Source organism: Pontibacter chitinilyticus (assembly GCF_039748935.1).
Taxonomy (GTDB): Bacteria; Bacteroidota; Bacteroidia; order Cytophagales; family Hymenobacteraceae; genus Pontibacter; species Pontibacter chitinilyticus.
This window is the reverse complement of sequence record NZ_JBDIZJ010000013.1, coordinates 64,672-81,873: the sequence shown is the minus strand read 5'-3', so window position 1 is coordinate 81,873 and position 17,202 is coordinate 64,672. Positions and strand designations below refer to the sequence as shown.

The following is a 17,202-nucleotide window of genomic DNA, read 5'->3' as shown; positions in this document are numbered from 1 at the left end:
CGTGTACAAAAGTATGGCCCTGTACCGAACTTTCAAAGCTATACGCCAAAATTTTTCTTCTGTTCTGCTGTGTCCGGGGGTAAGCTGTTGGTTCTGAAACAGAAATCTTCTATCAGACTTTGTAAATACAGTAGCTGCAATCCCTTCACACATGGCCGTACTGAAAGATTCAGGAATAAAGTCCCTGTTCTAAGTATAATGTGATTCACCCAAAGACAGCTTATACTGCTCTAAGAAGCTCTAAGAGGCCGCTTTGACGACGCGCTCTTCTACCTGGCTGCGCACCAGGCGCTTTGTTACCGAGTCAATGCTTACGTTAATTTCAAACCCCAGAATCAGGATTACGCAAATAAAGTCGAGCCAGATCATCAAACCGATCAGCGCCCCAATGGAGCCATAGAATTTGTTGTAACTATCAAAGGCGCTGATGTATAAAGAAAACAGTAAGGATACGATAAAGATGAGCCCCGTTGCCACCACAGCCCCCGCCGACACAAAAGGCCATTTGTCTTCCACGGCCGGCACATAATAATATATGAGCGAAGTGGCCAGCAGAAACAGCAGAACAACGGCAATATACTTCAGCAGCACGATTAAGGTATAGGTATAGCTCTCGGTCACCACCTCATAGTATACCAGCACATCGAGTATCCACTGCCCGAAAAAGATAGTAGATACGGCCACCAGCAAAATAGCCGAAAGCGCCAGAGTCAGGAAAGTGGCAATAACCCGTTTGCGCAGATACGTTCGTTTGTAAAAGGTATGGTACTTTTTATCAAATGCATCCATCAGCGACATGATCCCATTGGTGGAGAGCACCAGCGCAAAGAAGAAACCAAAGGAGAGCAGCCCCCCACGCGGCTTGTTCACAATATCCTCAATGGTGCCGTACGCCACGGTATACATCTCCTTGGGCATAAAATCGGCAATAAAGTTGAGGATGCTTTGGCTCAGATCGAGGTTGAGCACGCTTGGGATGTAGGGAATAAGGGTGAAAAGGAAGATGATGGTCGGGAAAGTGGCCAGCGTAAAGTTAAAAGCCATGTGGGCCGCCCGGGTAGTGATCGAATCAAGCCGTAGTTCTCCTATCAGCACGTCCACCACGTCGTATGCCGAAGACCGGCCATCATTGAAGCGCCACTTCTTCAGAAACACAATGAACTTCCGGTACGCGCGCCTGCGCCGCAGATATTGCTGGTTCAGCCTCATTCGTTAAAATAGCTGTCTAACTTCTGGTGTATCAGTTCGGGTACAGCCGTTGGCCTTCCGGATTTCATGTCCACAAATACCATGGTGGTCTCTCCTTTGTTGAGCAGCGTTTGTTCCTCGTTGTACACCTCATATTCGAACAGTATACGAGAACCGGTAGGCTTGCGCTTCAGCAGCAGCTTAATCGTCAGCAAGTCGTCATACTTGGCCGGGCGGATATACTTGCATTTCAGCTCCAGTACCGGCATCATGGTGCCGGTAGCTTCCATTTCTTTGTAGTGGATGCCCAGCCGCCGAAAAACTTCTGTACGGGCTACCTCATAGTAGGCGGCGTAATTGCCATAGTATACATACCCCATCTGGTCGGTCTCGGCGTAGCGCACCCGAAGCTGTACTTCTGATTCAAACACTGCGTTTGGTTTAAGTAGTTGAAATGCTAAAGTATAAAAAAAGAGCCCGCTGCGCCAATAATACGCAAGCGGGCTCCCTCCTTTACAACTTTTACTTCAGAATGTTTCGCTCGTTCAGGGCGCGCTGGTAGCGGTGGGCGTTGTTGATGTGCTCCCGCTCCGTAGCAGCAAAGTTATGATAGCCGGAAAAGTCTTCTTTAGCACAGAAGTAGAGATAATTATGTTGCTCCGGATTCAGAACAGCATCTATGCTGGAAATATTGGGCACGTTAATAGGCCCCGGAGGCAGGCCTTTATACTTGTAGGTATTATAAGGCGAGTCGAACCGGAGATGCGTGTTGAGCACACGACGGATGGTAAAATCATGCACGGCAAACACAACCGTCGGATCGGCCTGCAGGAGCATGCCTTTCTTCAGACGATTCAGGTATACTTCGGCCACGCGGGGTTTCTCATCATTTTTGATGGTCTCGGCCTGCACAATAGAAGCCAGCGTGCTCACCTCTTTCTGCGACAGCCCTATTTCCGCTGCTTTAGCCTGGCGCTCGGGAGTCCAGAATTTATCGTATTCCTTTTTCATCCGCTCCATCAGTTCCGGCGCTGTAGTTGTCCAGTATACTTCGTAAGTGTTCGGGATGAACATACTCACCACAGTAGTAGTATCGAAGCCCAGTGAAGCCAGGTATTGCTGGTCGTTGAGCAGGCTGTCGATGGTCGCTTCGCTTGGCTCTACCTCTGCGGCCAGCTTTTTGGCCAGTTGGCTGCGTAAGCGGACGTTATTAAAGGTCAGCTTTACGGGCGTCTGCTCACCGGAACGTAACGAACTGATCAGCTGCCGGTTCGTCCAGCCATTCACTAACTTGTAGCGGCCTGGTTTCACGGCTTTGTCATAGTCCATGAGTTTGGCCAGAAACCGCATCGAGAGCCGGTCGACTACTACGCCGGTAGCCTCCACCGAATCCATGGCCTGCACAAACGTAGCGCCTTTTGGGATGTACACATAGGTATCCTGGCCCTTGGTGTCTACATTGGGGGTATAAACGATCTGGTAAGCGTAATAAGAAAAGCTTACGAACAGGAACAGAAACAAAGCGACCAGCACCGGTACCAGGCTGCTGCTCTGTTTTCTTTTTCTTCTGGTATTGACTTCTTTAGCCATAATAAGTATAAAGGCAAGGAAAAGGGTTAAGGTTCCGCAGCCACCGCTTAGCGGGCAGCAAAATTACATTAATTGCCGCATTGTTTTATAAGTGGTGCTAATTTGTTGCTTTACTGTTCGCGCCTTCCGCTGCCACAGCCCTAAGCCTGCTTTTCCTTTCGCCTGATTTTTTATCCCTGCAAAACGCTAGTCTGTTAAATTAAGTATGAAGAAGGTATACTTCTACCTTTAACTTCAGCAGCAACATGAGCAGCGCAACTTTAATACAGATCCATCCCGATAATCCACAGGAAAAGAAAGTACGAGAGGTCGTGGAAGTGCTCCGGAACGGCGGCATCGTAATTTACCCCACCGATACCATCTATGGCATCGGCTGCGACATCCACAACACGCGGGCCGTAGAGCGGGTTTGCCAGATCAAGGGCTTTAAGCCCGACAAGGTAAACCTCTCCTTTATCTGCTATGACCTTACTCACATCTCTGACTATGCCAAAATAGACACGCCTACTTATAAAGTGATGAAAAAAGCGCTTCCGGGGCCATTTACGTTTGTGCTGGAGGCTAGCAGCAAAGTACCCAAGTATGCGGGCAGCAAAAAGAAAACGGTCGGCATCCGGGTACCCGACAACAACATTGCCCTGATGCTGGTGCGCGAGTTAGGCAACCCTATCCTTTCTACCTCTGTGCGCGACGACGATGAAGTGGTGGAGTATAGTACCGATCCGGAGCTTATTTATGAGAAGTTCAAAAATCTGGTGGATGTGGTGATCGATGGCGGCTACGGCAACAATGTCGCCTCTACGGTAGTGGATGCAGCAGACAATTTTGCCGTGCTCCGCGAAGGCGCCGGCGACATTGAACAGTTTTTATAATTAGAAAGTTGGAAAGTTAAAGGAGAGAGAACAGCCTGAACGTAAATTGCTATTGCACAAAGTTAGTTCTGCTTGACAACGTCTAAATACAGGACTCCAGTTGATCAATTTTACAACTTCTCAACCTTTTAACTTCTTAACTCTTTAACTTTCTAACTTGCCGCTTCGCGGCTGTGTTTCCAGCGGCGGTGAGTCCAGAGGTAGTCGGCGGGGGCGCGGTGCAGGGTATTTTCCAGTGCCCTTGCAAAAGCCTCTGTGATGGGGTACGCCTCGGGGTTCTCCTCCTGCTGCCTGCCATCAGCCAGTTGCACGAAGGTGAGGGTATAATGGCCACGGCGGGTGCGACGGACATCCATATACAGCACCGGGTAGCCAAACCTGTTCGAGAGCTTTTCGGCACCTGTATAAAAAGGAGTTTCCTGGTGCATAAACTCCGTCCAGAAAGTAATATCGTGTTTGAGGGGCGTTTGGTCGGAGAGCAGGGCCACCATGCGCGGCAGCCGCCGTTTGGCCACAAAATCACGCAACGTATCTTTCATTTTGATGAGCCTGCCGCCGAGCCGGCTGCGCGTGTGCAGCATAAAAGCCTCGAAGAACGGATTGTTCAGCGGCTTGTACACGCCTTCTGCCGGAAAGTTAAAGTTAACAGCCGCTGCAGACAGGCACCACTCCCAGTTGCCTACATGCGACCCAAGTATGATCACCGGTGTACCAGTTGCTACGTAATCTGCCGCTACCTTCGGGTTTGTAAATATCAGGCGGCGTAGCATCTCGTTGCGGCTCATAGCTGCCAGGTGCAGGATTTCCACAATCACATCGGCAAACTGCTTGTAAAACGCTTTGGCTATATTCTGCTGCTCTGCCTCGCTCTTTTCCGGAAAAGCCAGCTGCAGGTTTTGCGCTACTACTTTACGGCGGTAGCCGGTTATGTAATAAAGCAAGCCGTAGAGCACATCGGCCAGGCCGTAGAGCACGGGCAGCGGCAACAGCGCCAGGCCCTTCAGCAGCAGCCAGAGCGGATAATATAGCGGTGGTATGGAGATGCGGTTCTTCATCGGAGCGGCAGCAAAGGTACAACCAACGCCCGTATTATAAAATCAGAGAACTTGTGCTACTTTTGGCCTTTCGTGCAGTATAAGGCTCATATCAGGTAACACGCTCAAAGGTGCTATACTTGGTTTTAAACTTACCAATCGAGTTTATACTTGCAGAGGCTTTTATACTTGTTTTCAAGCGCATCACTCCCAAAGGCTTTAATCCACAAACTTTCTAAATTTTAACTTACTTTCTAACTTCCAGACTCAATTGCTTCTTCTCACTGAAACGTTCTACCACCCGCCGATTCAATACTTCTGGCATGCTATTCGCTCAGAAGGTATACAGGTAGAGGCGCACGAAAATTATATAAAACAAAGCTACCGCAACCGCTGCCACGTGCTGACAGCACAAGGGGTGCAGCCGCTGAGCGTGCCGGTGCTGCGCGGCGGCAGCAAAGACAAAACGCGTATCTCAGAGATAGAGATCGATTACAGTCAGAAATGGTACAACGTACATTGGCGAACGATTCAGGCAGCTTACGGGCGGGCGCCTTATTTTGAATTTTACAGTGACTACCTGCGGGAAGTATATGAGCGGCAGCCAAAATTTTTATTTGACCTGAACATGGATTTATTGCGGCTTTATGCTAAATTACTAAAACTGAACAGGCCACTGACACTAACAGAAGAGTACCAGGCAGAAGCTCCTGAAAACGTGCTGGATCTACGAAATAGGATACATCCTAAAATCTATCCTGACAATTTGCACGTAAAGCCATATACGCAAGTGTTTGGCAAACAATTTGCATCAGAGCTTAGTATAATTGACTTGTTATTTACACAAGGGCCAGCGTCTGTATCATACCTGCAAGAAGGCAGCCGATAAGCTGAACATTTATGTTCGCCCACTTGTTTAGATAGTAGGCAAATTCTGTAAGCCTCAGCCAATTACCACCTTTAGATTTTTAGATAGATAGAGTATACATGGAAGCTAAATTCTCAAACCGAGTGAAAGAGGTTATCTCGCTCAGCCGTGAGGAAGCTATTCGACTTGGACATGACTACATCGGTACAGAGCATCTGGTGCTGGGCATGATTCGGGAAGGAGAAGGTACAGCCATAGCCCTGCTTAAGAAGCTTGGCGTTTCGATAGATGAGTTAAAGTACGCTTTAGAGCAGGCTACACGAAATACAGCAACGCAAAGCAGCAACATCACCGGCAGTATCCCGCTAACCAAACAAACGGAGAAGGTGCTGAAGATCACGTACCTGGAGGCCAAAATCTTCAAGAGCGACATCATCGGCACAGAGCACCTCTTATTATCCATCCTGCGGGATGAAGACAATATTTCTTCACAAATCTTAGCGAAATTCAACGTGAACTACGAAGCCATAAGAGACTCCCTGGATTATCATAGCAATAATCCGTTAGCATCGTCAGACACAGATGACTCTGATGATTCTGATAAATTATTCGGCAGTTCGTCCCGTTCCGGCAGCAGCGCCAGCAAAAAAGCCGGCGAAAAGTCGCGCACACCAGTGCTCGATAACTTTGGCCGCGACCTGACAAAGCTTGCCGAAGAAGACAAACTGGACCCGATTGTAGGTCGTGAAAAAGAAATCGAACGTGTGGCCCAGGTACTGAGCCGCCGCAAGAAAAACAACCCCATCTTAATTGGTGAGCCGGGCGTTGGTAAAACAGCTATTGCCGAAGGCCTTGCTCTGCGCATTGTGCAGAAAAAAGTAAGCCGTGTGCTGTTTAACAAGCGCGTGGTAACCCTGGACTTAGCCTCTTTAGTGGCTGGCACCAAGTACCGTGGCCAGTTTGAGGAGCGTATGAAAGCGGTGATGAACGAGTTGGAGAAATCTCCGGACGTGATCTTGTTCATCGACGAATTGCATACGATTGTGGGTGCCGGTGGCGCTTCCGGCTCTTTGGATGCTTCAAATATGTTTAAGCCGGCGCTTGCCCGTGGCGAGATCCAATGCATCGGCGCTACTACGCTGGATGAGTACCGCCAGTACATCGAGAAAGATGGTGCCCTGGCCCGTCGTTTCCAGATTGTGATGGTAGACCCAACCACAGCGGATGAGACCATCGAGATCCTGAACAACATCAAGGACAAGTACCAGGACCACCACCACGTAAACTATACCGATAAGGCTATTGAGGCCTGTGTGAAGCTGAGTGACCGCTACATGAGTGACCGCTTCCTGCCAGACAAAGCGATCGATATTATGGATGAGGCTGGTGCGCGCGTGCACATCAACAACATCATTGTGCCGGATGATATCCTGAAGCTTGAAGAGCAGATTGAGAACATCAAAGGCGAGAAAAACCGCGTGGTGAAGAGCCAGAAGTATGAAGAGGCTGCCCAACTGCGCGACAAGGAGAAAAAACTCATCGACCAGCTCGAACAAGCTAAAAAGAACTGGGAAGAGGAGACAAAGAAGAAGCGCTATACCGTAAAAGAAGAAAATGTGGCAGAAGTTATTGCCATGATGACAGGTATTCCGGTGAAGCGTATCGCTCAGAAAGAAGGTGTAAAACTTCTGAACATGGGCGAAGAGCTGAAGGGCAAAGTAATTGGCCAGGACAAAGCTATTGGCCAGTTGGTGAAAGCCATCCAGCGTACGCGTGTAGGTCTGAAAGATCCGAAAAAGCCAATTGGTTCATTCGTGTTCCTTGGCCCTACGGGTGTAGGTAAAACAGAGCTTGCTAAAGTGCTTTCTACTTACCTGTTCGACAAAGAGGATTCTTTGGTGCGAATCGACATGAGTGAGTACATGGAGAAATTCAGTGTATCGCGCTTAGTGGGAGCGCCTCCGGGATATGTGGGCTACGAAGAAGGTGGCCAGTTGACCGAGAAGATCCGTCGCAAGCCCTACTCTGTGGTGCTGCTGGATGAGATCGAGAAAGCGCACCCGGACGTGTACAACCTGCTGCTCCAAGTGCTGGATGATGGTATCCTGACAGACGGCCTGGGCCGTAAGGTGGATTTTCGTAACACGATCATCATCATGACCTCGAACATCGGTGCCCGCGACCTGCAGGACTTTGGTGCCGGTATCGGCTTCATGTCGAAGACCAAGCAGGAGAACGTGGACGACATCATGAAAGGCACCATTGCCAGCGCGTTGAAGAAGACGTTCTCGCCTGAGTTCCTGAACCGTTTGGACGACGTAATTGTGTTTAACTCACTGAACCGTGAGGACATGCACAAGATCATCGAACTTTCGCTGGACAAGCTGTTTAAGCGCGTGGAGACGTTGGGCTATACGATCGAGCTCACCGACAAAGCAAAAGACTTTGTAGCTGAAAAAGGGTATGATCCGAAGTATGGTGCCCGTCCGCTGAACCGTGCGATCCAGAAGTACATCGAAGATCCTATTGCTGAGGAAATCCTGAAAGCAGAAGTAAACCAGGGTGACACCATCCAGGTGGACTATACCGAAGGCGAAGAAAAGCTGACGTTCCAGTCGAAGAAGAGCAATGGTAAGAAAACCAAAGGAGCTTCTGATGAAACAGAGGAAACGGAGCCGACGAAGTCTGATAAAACAAAAGAGTAGTATACTGTAAGTATAGATAAAAGGGCTGCCAGGTATGGCAGCCCTTTTTGTTTTGTAGCAGCCACACTTGTTAACTACTACTACTTCGTTGTACTTCACTGTTATAGTTGCTGGCTATACTTGTTAGCCGTAGTTTATACTTTAGCAGGCAGGCTATACTTGCTAGCAGCTGTTTGATGCGCAGTTTATACTTGTCCTGTTTTATCTTTGGCTTTGGTGCGCTCTAAGCCCGCGAGGGCACGTCCTGGGGGTGCAGGGCCCCCCGAAAAGGGCATCGCGCGGTGGCGTGAACCTGCGCTGGCGCGCTGCCTTGCAGGCACCGGAACCCGCCAAGGCGCTCCACCCAAAGACTGGAAGCTTTCTCATAGCTGCAGCTTATACTTGTGCTCAAGTATATAAGTACACTGGCGCGAAACTTATACTATAACACTTCTGCTTCTCTCCCATCTACAATAGACTCCCCTCTTTAAACAAGCGAGAACGTGAGTTCGAAGCTTGCGAGCGCAGCTCTGAGGGGCCGGGGTGGTTGGATTCAGAACTATAACATTTATACTTCATTCCAAAGCAGCTATAGCGCACCCTCTTTACACGCAAAGGAGAGCTGAATCTTCAAAAGTATTCTCCTGCATTCAAAAAAATATCCAATCATAGCGTATTTAGGATCAGAGTTTTTAAATTTGAAAAATTGATAATTTAATAATATTCGCATATATACTCCTCTAATGGCAGAAGACATCAGGCAGGGCCAACTACAGACACTTGAACGCAAGAACGCCGAAGCACTACTGGGTGGCGGGCAGGACAGAATTGAAGCACAACACAAAAAAGGAAAGCTGACGGCACGGGAACGCCTGGACCTGTTGCTCGACCAGGGCTCCTTTGAAGAGATTGGCAAGTTTGTGATGCACCGCTCCAAAGATTTCGGATTAGACAAGCAGTATTACCTGGGAGATGGCGTGGTAACGGGTTACGGCACCATCAACGGGCGCCTGGTATATGTTTTTTCTCAGGATTTTACCGTACTTGGCGGCTCTCTTTCCGAAACACATGCCGAAAAGATCGTCAAGATCATGGAACTGGCCATGGATAACGGCGCGCCCGTTATTGGTCTCAACGACTCAGGTGGCGCTCGCATTCAGGAGGGCGTGGTATCGCTGGGCGGCTATGCCGACATCTTCTACCGCAATACTTTGGCCTCCGGCGTTATTCCGCAGATCTCGGCTATCATGGGCCCTTGCGCCGGCGGTGCCGTTTACTCGCCGGCCATTACCGACTTTATTATGATGGTGCAGGACACCTCCTACATGTTCGTAACCGGCCCAAATGTGGTCAAAACGGTGACGCACGAAGAGGTAACCTCTGAGGAACTGGGGGGCGCCAGCACACACAGCAGCAAAAGTGGTGTGACGCACTTTTCCTGCGCAAACGAGATGGAGTGCATCACTTATATCAAGACGCTGCTCAGCTACATCCCGCAAAACTGCGAAGAACTGCCGCCATCAGTGCCTTACGAAGCTGCTGAAGACGAAACCCGGGAGGTGCTGGATACCATTATTCCGGAAAATCCAAACCAGCCCTACGATATCCGCGAGGTGATTGAAGGCATCATCGATGCAGATACTTTTTTTGAGGTACACAAGAATTTTGGCGATAACATCGTGGTGGGTTTTGCTCGGTTAGGTGGCCGAAGCATTGGCATTGTGGGAAACCAACCAGCTGTGTTGGCCGGCGTACTCGATATTAACGCCAGCACTAAAGCTGCCCGTTTCGTGCGTTTTTGTGATAGCTTTAACGTGCCGCTGCTGGTGCTTGAGGACGTACCGGGCTTTTTGCCGGGCACCGACCAGGAGTGGCGCGGCATTATTACGAACGGCGCCAAGCTGCTTTATGCCTTCTGCGAAGCCACTGTTCCGCGCATCACTGTTATTACCCGCAAGGCGTATGGCGGTGCTTACGATGTGATGAACTCCAAGCATATTGGCGCTGACATGAACTTTGCCTGGCCTACTGCCGAGATTGCTGTGATGGGTGCGCAGGGAGCCGCTGAGATCATCTTTAAACGTGAAATAGCCGCTGCCGAAGATCCGGAAGCCAAACTGGCGGAGAAAGTGCAGGAGTATAAAGAGAAGTTTGCTACCCCCTACCGTGCTGCCCACCGGGGCTTTATCGACGAGGTGATCCTCCCTTCTGAAACGCGGGCTAAACTGATTAAAGCGTTTAAAATGCTGGAGAATAAGGCGGTGAAGCTGCCCCGCAAAAAGCATGGAAACATTCCGCTCTAAACATACATAAACTATACTTGAAGCGCAGGTACGCTGGAATTTCTGCCATAGCACCTGCGCTTCAAACCCCTACAGCAAACAACTAACTACACCTGAACACATGCGACAAGAGTCTTTTGATTTTTTAAAAAAGTACCTCAACAACTCCTCTCCTACGGGCTTTGAGGTAGAGGGCCAAAAACTATGGCTGGAGTACATAAGGCCATATATAGAGGAATACTTCGTAGATACCTACGGCACAGTAGTAGGTGTTATCAACCCCAAAGCCGAGTACAAAGTAGTGATCGAGGCGCATGCCGACGAGATCTCCTGGTTTGTAAACTACATCACCCCGGAAGGCTACATTTACCTGAAGCGCAACGGTGGCTCTGATGCCCTGATCGCGCCTTCCAAGCGCGTAAACATTTATACTGCCAAAGGCGTGGTAAAGGCTGTGTTCGGCTGGCCGGCCATTCACGTGCGCAAAACTGAGAATGACAAAGCGCCAACCTTGGATACAGTGTTCCTGGACTGCGGCGCCACGAACCGCGAGGAGGTGGAGGCCATGGGCATACACGTGGGCTGCGTAGCTACTTTCGAAGACGAGTTCATGGTGCTGAACGACCGCTATTATGTAGGCCGCGCCCTCGACAACCGCATCGGTGGCTTTATGGTTGCCGAAGTGGCGCGTCTGCTGAAGGAGAATAACAACACGCTGCCTTTCGGCCTGTACATTGTAAATGCGGTGCAGGAAGAAATTGGCCTGCGCGGCGCCGAGATGATTGCGCACCGCATTAACCCGAACGTGGCCATCATTACCGATGTGACGCACGACACGCAGTCGCCGATGTATGACAAGAAGAACAGTGGCGATATTCACTGCGGCAAAGGTCCTGTTATTGCCTATGGGCCTGCGGTACAGAACAATGTGCGCGATCTGATTATCACCACTGCGCAGGAAAAGGAGATTCCGTTCCAGCGGTCTGCCGTTTCGCGGGCTACCGGCACCGACACCGATGCTTTTGCCTATTCCAACGCAGGTGTAGCTTCTGCCCTGATCTCCTTGCCCTTGAAATACATGCATACTACCGTAGAGACTGTGCACAAAGACGACGTAGACAATGTCATCAAAATGATTTATGAAACGGTGCTGAAGATCAAGGATCAGCAGGATTTCCGCTACTTGAGCTAAGCAGAACTAATACTTTACAACAAACCCGGCAAGCTGTAAAACCTGCCGGGTTTTAACTTTTTTGCCAATGACGTTTACCGATCAGATGGGCTTTCCGGTTGTGATGCCATACTTACCACAGCGCATCGTCTCGTTGGTGCCCTCCCAAACGGAACTGCTGTTTGACTTGGGCCTGGCTGACCGGATTGTGGGCGTCACCAAGTTTTGCATTCATCCGGAGGAAGCCACAAAGCAGAAAGTTGTGATTGGCGGCACCAAGAACTTCCACTTTGACAAAATCAATGCGCTACAGCCCGATCTGATAATCGGGAACAAGGAAGAAAACTACAAAGAAGGCATTGAAACGCTGCAGGCGAAGTATCCTGTCTGGATGAGCGATATTGCTACCTTAGAGGATGCCCTGGTAATGATAGAGCAACTGGGGCAGCTCACTGGCACGAATGCCAGAGCAGCAGCAATAGCGCAGCAGGTATGTTTTGAGTTCCAGCAATTGCAACCAGCTCAACCAAGTATAAGCACTGCTTATTTCATCTGGCGCAAACCTTACATGGCCGTTGGCAGCCACAACATCATTCACCATATGCTGCAGCGCTGCGGCTTTGCCAATGTTTTCGCCTCTCTATCCCGTTACCCGGAAATCACTCCGGAGCAACTGCAGGAGGCAAACCCGCAGCTTATACTACTCTCATCGGAGCCATACCCGTTCCAGGAGAAACATATAGCCGAGTTCCGTAAGCTATGCCCGCATGCGGTTATAAAAGTCGTAGATGGCGAACTCTTCAGCTGGTACGGCAGCAGGCTGCTGCAAGCACCGGCATACTTGCAGCAAGTGGTACAGGAAGTAAGACAATAGATAAAGCTTGCTCCTGTTAAAGTTTTGTCCCTTGGGCCAGTGAAGAGAATTCACCCTTCAGTTCAAGTCACTAATCTAGAGATTCGCGCCAGTAAAAGGGAGCTCTTGTACTATAGCTTAGGCTCCAGCTCCCTTCTACCAAGATCCTTGCAGGATGACAAATGGAAAAAGGAAGAAGTGGAAGAGAAAGAATAAAGCATTGAGTTATACTTCATAAAAGAGAATCTATACTTGAGCTACAGTATAAACAGCAGCTATTGGAAAGCTTACAGTCCTTGGGTGGAGCGCCTTGGCGGGTTCCGGTGCCCGTAGGGCAGCGCGCAAGCGCAGGTTCACGCCACCGCGCGATGCCCTTTTCGGGGGCCCCTGCACCCCCAGGACGTGCCCTCGCGGGCTTAGAGCGCACCAAAAACATGAAACAGGACAAGTATAAAACTGAGGAAGAACGGCAGCTAACAAGTATAGCTTGCCTGCTAAAGGTATAAAGCAATTGCTAGCAGGTATAACCTGAGTTCCTCAACACTTACAAAATACTGGCAACTTTAAAATCTTAACCTTCCTCATTTATTACCACCTCAAAACCTACTTTCTCCAGATCTTCCCAGAACCTTGGGTAAGATTTTCGCACGACACTAGGTTCCTGCATTTGTACCGGCTCCAGCAGTGCTATTGGTGCAAAGGCCATGGCCATGCGGTGATCCTGGTACGTGCGGAAAGACAATTCCTTTCGGGTGAGCAGGGCCGGCTCCATCCGGAAAACGCCCGGCGTAATTTCTTCCAACGAGGCGCCCATACTTAGCACCTCAATCTGAAGCGCCTGAATGCGGTCTGTCTCTTTGATGCGGAGGCTTTCAAGACCGGTCATTTCCAGCGTTACGCCAAGCGCTGCACACAGTGCCACAATGGTCTGTGCTAAATCCGGGCAGTCCGAGAAATCATACGCCAGGTACTTTTCGTGGTGCTTTTTAGTGAGATGCACGCCTTCTACTGTAAACGAAGTATAAACGCCCAGCCGGTCCATGATCTCCACAATCGCTCTGTCGCCCTGAAAAGACTGCTCTTTGAGTCCCAGCAAAGTTATGTCTGCCTCACGGGCCAAGGCCACCAGGCTATACCAGTAACTGGCAGCTGACCAGTCCGACTCTACGCTAAACTCGGCAGCTTTGTAGGCCTGATGCGGTACGGTAATGCTGTTGCCCTCAAACGTAGCCTCCACGCCAAAATGCTTCATCAGCGAAAGCGTCATTTCAATGTAGGGCCGGGAACCGATCTTGCCTTCTAACTCCAGTCTGAGCCCCTGCGGCAGCAAGGGTCCTACCATCAGCAACGCGGAGATATACTGGCTGCTGATATCGCTACGCACGCGCAGTTGGCTGGTACCATTGCCCTGAAAGCCTTTCATCTTGAGCGGCGGAAACCCTTCTTCTCCAAGATACTCTATACTTGCTCCCAGTTCCCGGAGCGCCTCCACCAGCACTTTCAGCGGACGCTGGCACATGCGTTCTGTGCCCGTCAGTGTCTTTTGCTGGCCTGTAACAGCATAGTAGGCCGTCAGGAAGCGCATCACAGTGCCGGCGTCTTCAGCGTTAATTGTTTCGTTGTCGCTCTTTAGCAGGCGCTGCAGCAGTTGCGTATCATTTGCTTCCGACAGGTTGTGCAGCGCCGACTCCTGTCCTGCCAGGGCGGCAATGATCAGGGCGCGGTTGGCCTCGCTTTTGGATGCCGGCAATTTTATACTTCCTTTCAGAATACCACTGGGGTGACGCAGCGTAAGACTTTGACTCATAGTAAGATATAATAGCGTAGTGATTCCTGGATTTCCTGCGGAGTTACAGGTTGGTCATAAACAGCATTTCCGATGCCGTTTAATAAAGTACAATTAATCGTGGAGTGGGTATTCTTTTTGTCCTGCAGCGCCAGCTGGGCGATGCTTTTAATATCCGCATCCGTTAGCGATACTTTCTCATACACCGACAGCAGGAAAGTCTCGATCTTGTCCAGCTCTTTCTCCGACAGCAGCTCGTGCTTTACGGATAGCCATGACTCGCAAAACATTCCTACGGCAACAGCTTCGCCGTGCAGCAGTTCGCGGCCTCCCTGGCCCATCAGGTAAGTTTCAACGGCATGTCCCACGGTATGGCCAAAGTTCAGCACCTTCCGGTATCCGCCCTCCAGCGGGTCTGCCTCCACAACTTGCTCTTTTATGGCTACCGACTGCCGGATCAGTTCCTCCCAGTCTTCGGTGAAAAGGCCAATTTGCCGCTGCTCCTGAAAAGCCGCCGCATCAGCGATCAGCCAGTGCTTAATAATTTCGGCATAGCCTGACTTTATCTGCCGCTGCGGCAGCGTTTGCAGGAAAGCAGGATTAATGAATACCGCCTGCGGCTCTTTGTACACGCCAATGTGGTTTTTAAGGCCATGAAAGTCGATGCCGGTTTTGCCGCCCACACTGGCATCTACCTGCGCCAGCAAGGTGGTAGGCACCTGCACAAAGTATAAACCGCGCTTAAACACCGCCGCACAGAACCCGCCCATGTCGCCGATCACGCCGCCGCCCAAGTTTACAAGCACTGCCCAGCGGTCCAGGTGCAGTTCCGTCATGCGCTCCCAGATGTATTCGCAGGTCTGCAGCGTTTTATACTCTTCCCCGCTCCTGATTTGTATAAGGTCGTGCTCGGGCAAATATGGTTTTAACAGCGGATAGCAATGCAGAAGTGTATTATCGTCTGCCAGCACCACCACCCTGCTAAAGGCCCTGTTGCGCAGCAGCTCCAGCAGTTCCTGCAAGGCGTTACGCCCTATATGTATGGTTTCGGTCATATAAATATTGCTAAAACAAATCCGTTATACGATGCTCCTGCCCCGTTATTCATTCTCCAATTACAAGTAAATTAACCAAGGAGCAAGGTATTGATTTGGCATACCCCTGCATGCTTTACGGTTACCTGCTCCAGCACATGTTAGCCGAAAAGCTGTTTTGAACCTACCAAACCCTAAATTAAGGCTTTTTGCGAAACTGCATGCGTTAAATTGTACGCACAACAGGTGCGCTGGCACTGCATACGGCGAATATACTTCCACAGCAGCTCTTTTACTCGCAGCATCGGCCCACTTTTCACAAGGCTGGTATTAACAGGTGCCGCGCCCGCTCCTACGAACGCCAACACGCCTAAAGCTGTACCGCCATACGGGAAAACCGGCCTGATTCGTGCTATTCGTATAACTGAAAATAGTACTGACTAGCCGTACAACTATCTTGTAAAGTGGTTGTGAACTGTAGCCGATCAGCTATCTTTGCACCACTAATTTAACCCTACATGAACCCGGTTACCAACGTTTCTTTTGATAATACTGCTGTCGCATTTTCTTCTAAATCCGATGCGGAGCTTTACAAAATGTACCTGCTGTTTCAGTCGATGAACAGCAACACATTTGTAAAAATAGGTGGAGGCCTGCTGAACGCGGCGATTAACCTACACCTGCCTGTTAAGTTTATGATCAAGCCGACCATCTTCAACCATTTTTGCGGCGGCGAAACTATTCAGGAGTCGGAGCATGCTATACAGGAGCTGGCCAAATACCATATCGGCACCATACTGGATTATTCGGTAGAGGGTGAAGGTGATGAAAAAAGCTTTGACGCCACGCTGCGCGAGCTGTTGCTTACCGTGGAAAAGGCCCGCGGCGATAAACGGATTCCTTTCTCAGTATTCAAGGTAACCGGCTTAGTTGATATTAACCTACTGGAGAAGGTACAGGCCAGAAAAGAGTTGAACGCGGCAGAGCGCGGCGCTTTTGAGCGGGGCCGCGACCGGGTAAATACTATCTGCCAGCGCTGCCACAAAGCGGGCGTGCGGGTATTTATAGATGCCGAGGAAAGCTGGATACAGGAAACGATCGACAACCTGACGTATGAAATGATGGCGCTTTACAACAAGGAGACAGCCATTGTTTACAATACTTACCAACTATACCGCCACGACCGGCTGGACGTTATCAAACGTGACTATGAAGAGGCGGTGAAACAAGGTTATTACCTTGGCTGCAAGCTGGTACGGGGCGCATACATGGAAAAGGAGCGCAAACGTGCTACCGCTGAAGGCCGCCCCAGCCCCATCAACCCGACCAAAGAAACCTCTGATGAGCTCTTTGACGAAGGCTTGCGCTTTTGTATCCGTCACCTCGACCGGATTTATTTCTGTGCGGGCACGCACAACGAGGCAAGCTGCTATAAGCTGATGCAGCTGATGGGCGACAACTTTATAGAGCCGAACGATGAACGCGTATACTTCGCCCAGCTCTACGGCATGAGCGACAATTTATCCTACAACCTGGCGCACAACGGCTATAATGTGGCCAAGTATGTACCCTATGGCCCGGTAGAAAAAGTAATGCCCTACCTGCTGCGCCGCGCCAACGAAAATACGGCCGTTTCCGGGCAAAGCAGCCGCGAGTTCTCGCTTATAAAAAAAGAGATGGACCGGCGTAAACGAGCCAAACGATCTAAGTAAGCACCTGTAATATAGCAAAAGCCGGCCTGGTGGAGCCGGCTTTTTTTTAAGTATGTTATCCACTTGCAGCAGCAGTTACCATACGGGGCATAAAAACAGCGGGGCTCCGCGCTAATGCACGGAGCCCC

14 protein-coding genes are annotated in these 17,202 nt (G+C 50.1%); 8 read left to right on the top strand and 6 right to left on the bottom strand.

The features are described 5' to 3' along the window. Positions 1 to 240: 240 nt before the first annotated feature. The 3 genes from ABDW72_RS17165 to mltG form a co-directional block, all read right to left on the bottom strand. Entirely contained in the window at positions 241 to 1,209 is a 969-nt protein-coding gene (locus ABDW72_RS17165; protein ID WP_347159831.1) for a YihY/virulence factor BrkB family protein, read from the bottom strand. Continuing rightward, entirely contained in the window at positions 1,206 to 1,619 is a 414-nt protein-coding gene (locus ABDW72_RS17160) for an acyl-CoA thioesterase (RefSeq protein WP_347159830.1), read from the bottom strand. The genes ABDW72_RS17165 and ABDW72_RS17160 overlap by 4 nt, the downstream gene beginning before the upstream one ends. Positions 1,620 to 1,710: 91 nt before the next feature. Beyond that, entirely contained in the window at positions 1,711 to 2,778 is a 1,068-nt protein-coding gene (gene mltG / locus ABDW72_RS17155) for an endolytic transglycosylase MltG (RefSeq protein WP_347159829.1), read from the bottom strand. A gap of 245 nt (positions 2,779 to 3,023) precedes the next feature. Here mltG and ABDW72_RS17150 point away from each other — a divergent pair, with 245 nt between their 5' ends. Beyond that, positions 3,024 to 3,650 (top strand): L-threonylcarbamoyladenylate synthase, encoded by a 627-nt coding sequence (locus ABDW72_RS17150; protein WP_347159828.1) that lies wholly within the window; start codon positions 3,024 to 3,026, stop codon positions 3,648 to 3,650. Positions 3,651 to 3,802: 152 nt separating this feature from the next. Here the strand turns inward: ABDW72_RS17150 and ABDW72_RS17145 are convergent, their stop codons facing one another. Further along, a complete protein-coding gene (locus tag ABDW72_RS17145; RefSeq protein WP_347159827.1) occupies positions 3,803 to 4,705 on the bottom strand; it encodes a lysophospholipid acyltransferase family protein in 903 nt (300 codons plus the stop codon). Between the two features lie 250 nt (positions 4,706 to 4,955). Here ABDW72_RS17145 and ABDW72_RS17140 point away from each other — a divergent pair, with 250 nt between their 5' ends. The 6 genes from ABDW72_RS17140 (at position 4,956) to ABDW72_RS17115 (ending at position 13,048) form a co-directional block, all read left to right on the top strand. Continuing rightward, a complete protein-coding gene (locus ABDW72_RS17140) occupies positions 4,956 to 5,573 on the top strand; it encodes a WbqC family protein (protein WP_347159826.1) in 618 nt (205 codons plus the stop codon). 98 nt (positions 5,574 to 5,671) lie between these two features. Next, a complete protein-coding gene (locus ABDW72_RS17135) occupies positions 5,672 to 8,257 on the top strand; it encodes an ATP-dependent Clp protease ATP-binding subunit (protein ID WP_347159825.1) in 2,586 nt (861 codons plus the stop codon). A gap of 722 nt (positions 8,258 to 8,979) precedes the next feature. After that, the gene (locus ABDW72_RS17130) at positions 8,980 to 10,539 is read left to right on the top strand and encodes an acyl-CoA carboxylase subunit beta (protein WP_347159824.1); all 1,560 of its coding nucleotides are present in this window, start codon (positions 8,980 to 8,982) and stop codon (positions 10,537 to 10,539) included. Between the two features lie 100 nt (positions 10,540 to 10,639). Further along, on the top strand, positions 10,640 to 11,710 hold the full coding sequence (locus ABDW72_RS17125; protein ID WP_347159823.1) for a M42 family metallopeptidase: 1,071 nt from the start codon (positions 10,640 to 10,642) through the stop codon (positions 11,708 to 11,710). A gap of 67 nt (positions 11,711 to 11,777) precedes the next feature. Further along, the gene (locus ABDW72_RS17120; protein ID WP_347159822.1) at positions 11,778 to 12,563 is read left to right on the top strand and encodes an ABC transporter substrate-binding protein; all 786 of its coding nucleotides are present in this window, start codon (positions 11,778 to 11,780) and stop codon (positions 12,561 to 12,563) included. 257 nt (positions 12,564 to 12,820) lie between these two features. Beyond that, positions 12,821 to 13,048 (top strand): hypothetical protein, encoded by a 228-nt coding sequence (locus tag ABDW72_RS17115; protein ID WP_347159821.1) that lies wholly within the window; start codon positions 12,821 to 12,823, stop codon positions 13,046 to 13,048. Between the two features lie 65 nt (positions 13,049 to 13,113). Here the strand turns inward: ABDW72_RS17115 and ABDW72_RS17110 are convergent, their stop codons facing one another. Further along, entirely contained in the window at positions 13,114 to 14,349 is a 1,236-nt protein-coding gene (locus tag ABDW72_RS17110) for a 3-phosphoshikimate 1-carboxyvinyltransferase (RefSeq protein WP_347159820.1), read from the bottom strand. Beyond that, positions 14,346 to 15,383: a 3-dehydroquinate synthase gene (gene aroB / locus ABDW72_RS17105; RefSeq protein ID WP_347159819.1), complete on the bottom strand. Its 1,038-nt coding sequence runs from the start codon at positions 15,381 to 15,383 to the stop codon at positions 14,346 to 14,348. The genes ABDW72_RS17110 and aroB overlap by 4 nt, the downstream gene beginning before the upstream one ends. A 497-nt stretch (positions 15,384 to 15,880) precedes the next feature. On the opposite strand from aroB, the gene ABDW72_RS17100 reads away from it, so the two are divergent. Further along, on the top strand, positions 15,881 to 17,074 hold the full coding sequence (locus ABDW72_RS17100) for a proline dehydrogenase family protein (RefSeq protein ID WP_347159818.1): 1,194 nt from the start codon (positions 15,881 to 15,883) through the stop codon (positions 17,072 to 17,074). Positions 17,075 to 17,202: the final 128 nt, after the last annotated feature.

Bases quoted from the DNA above. Each gene is read 5' to 3' on its own strand.
- ABDW72_RS17165 (WP_347159831.1), bottom strand. From the start codon at position 1,209: ATGAGGCTGAACCAGCAATATCTGCGGCGCAGGCGCGCGTACCGGAAG.
- mltG (WP_347159829.1), bottom strand. From the start codon at position 2,778: ATGGCTAAAGAAGTCAATACCAGAAGAAAAAGAAAACAGAGCAGCAGC.
- ABDW72_RS17150 (WP_347159828.1), top strand. From the start codon at position 3,024: ATGAGCAGCGCAACTTTAATACAGATCCATCCCGATAATCCACAGGAA.
- ABDW72_RS17145 (WP_347159827.1), bottom strand. From the start codon at position 4,705: ATGAAGAACCGCATCTCCATACCACCGCTATATTATCCGCTCTGGCTG.
- ABDW72_RS17135 (WP_347159825.1), top strand. From the start codon at position 5,672: ATGGAAGCTAAATTCTCAAACCGAGTGAAAGAGGTTATCTCGCTCAGC.
- ABDW72_RS17130 (WP_347159824.1), top strand. From the start codon at position 8,980: ATGGCAGAAGACATCAGGCAGGGCCAACTACAGACACTTGAACGCAAG.
- ABDW72_RS17125 (WP_347159823.1), top strand. From the start codon at position 10,640: ATGCGACAAGAGTCTTTTGATTTTTTAAAAAAGTACCTCAACAACTCC.
- ABDW72_RS17120 (WP_347159822.1), top strand. From the start codon at position 11,778: ATGACGTTTACCGATCAGATGGGCTTTCCGGTTGTGATGCCATACTTA.
- ABDW72_RS17110 (WP_347159820.1), bottom strand. From the start codon at position 14,349: ATGAGTCAAAGTCTTACGCTGCGTCACCCCAGTGGTATTCTGAAAGGA.
- aroB (WP_347159819.1), bottom strand. From the start codon at position 15,383: ATGACCGAAACCATACATATAGGGCGTAACGCCTTGCAGGAACTGCTG.
- ABDW72_RS17100 (WP_347159818.1), top strand. From the start codon at position 15,881: ATGAACCCGGTTACCAACGTTTCTTTTGATAATACTGCTGTCGCATTT.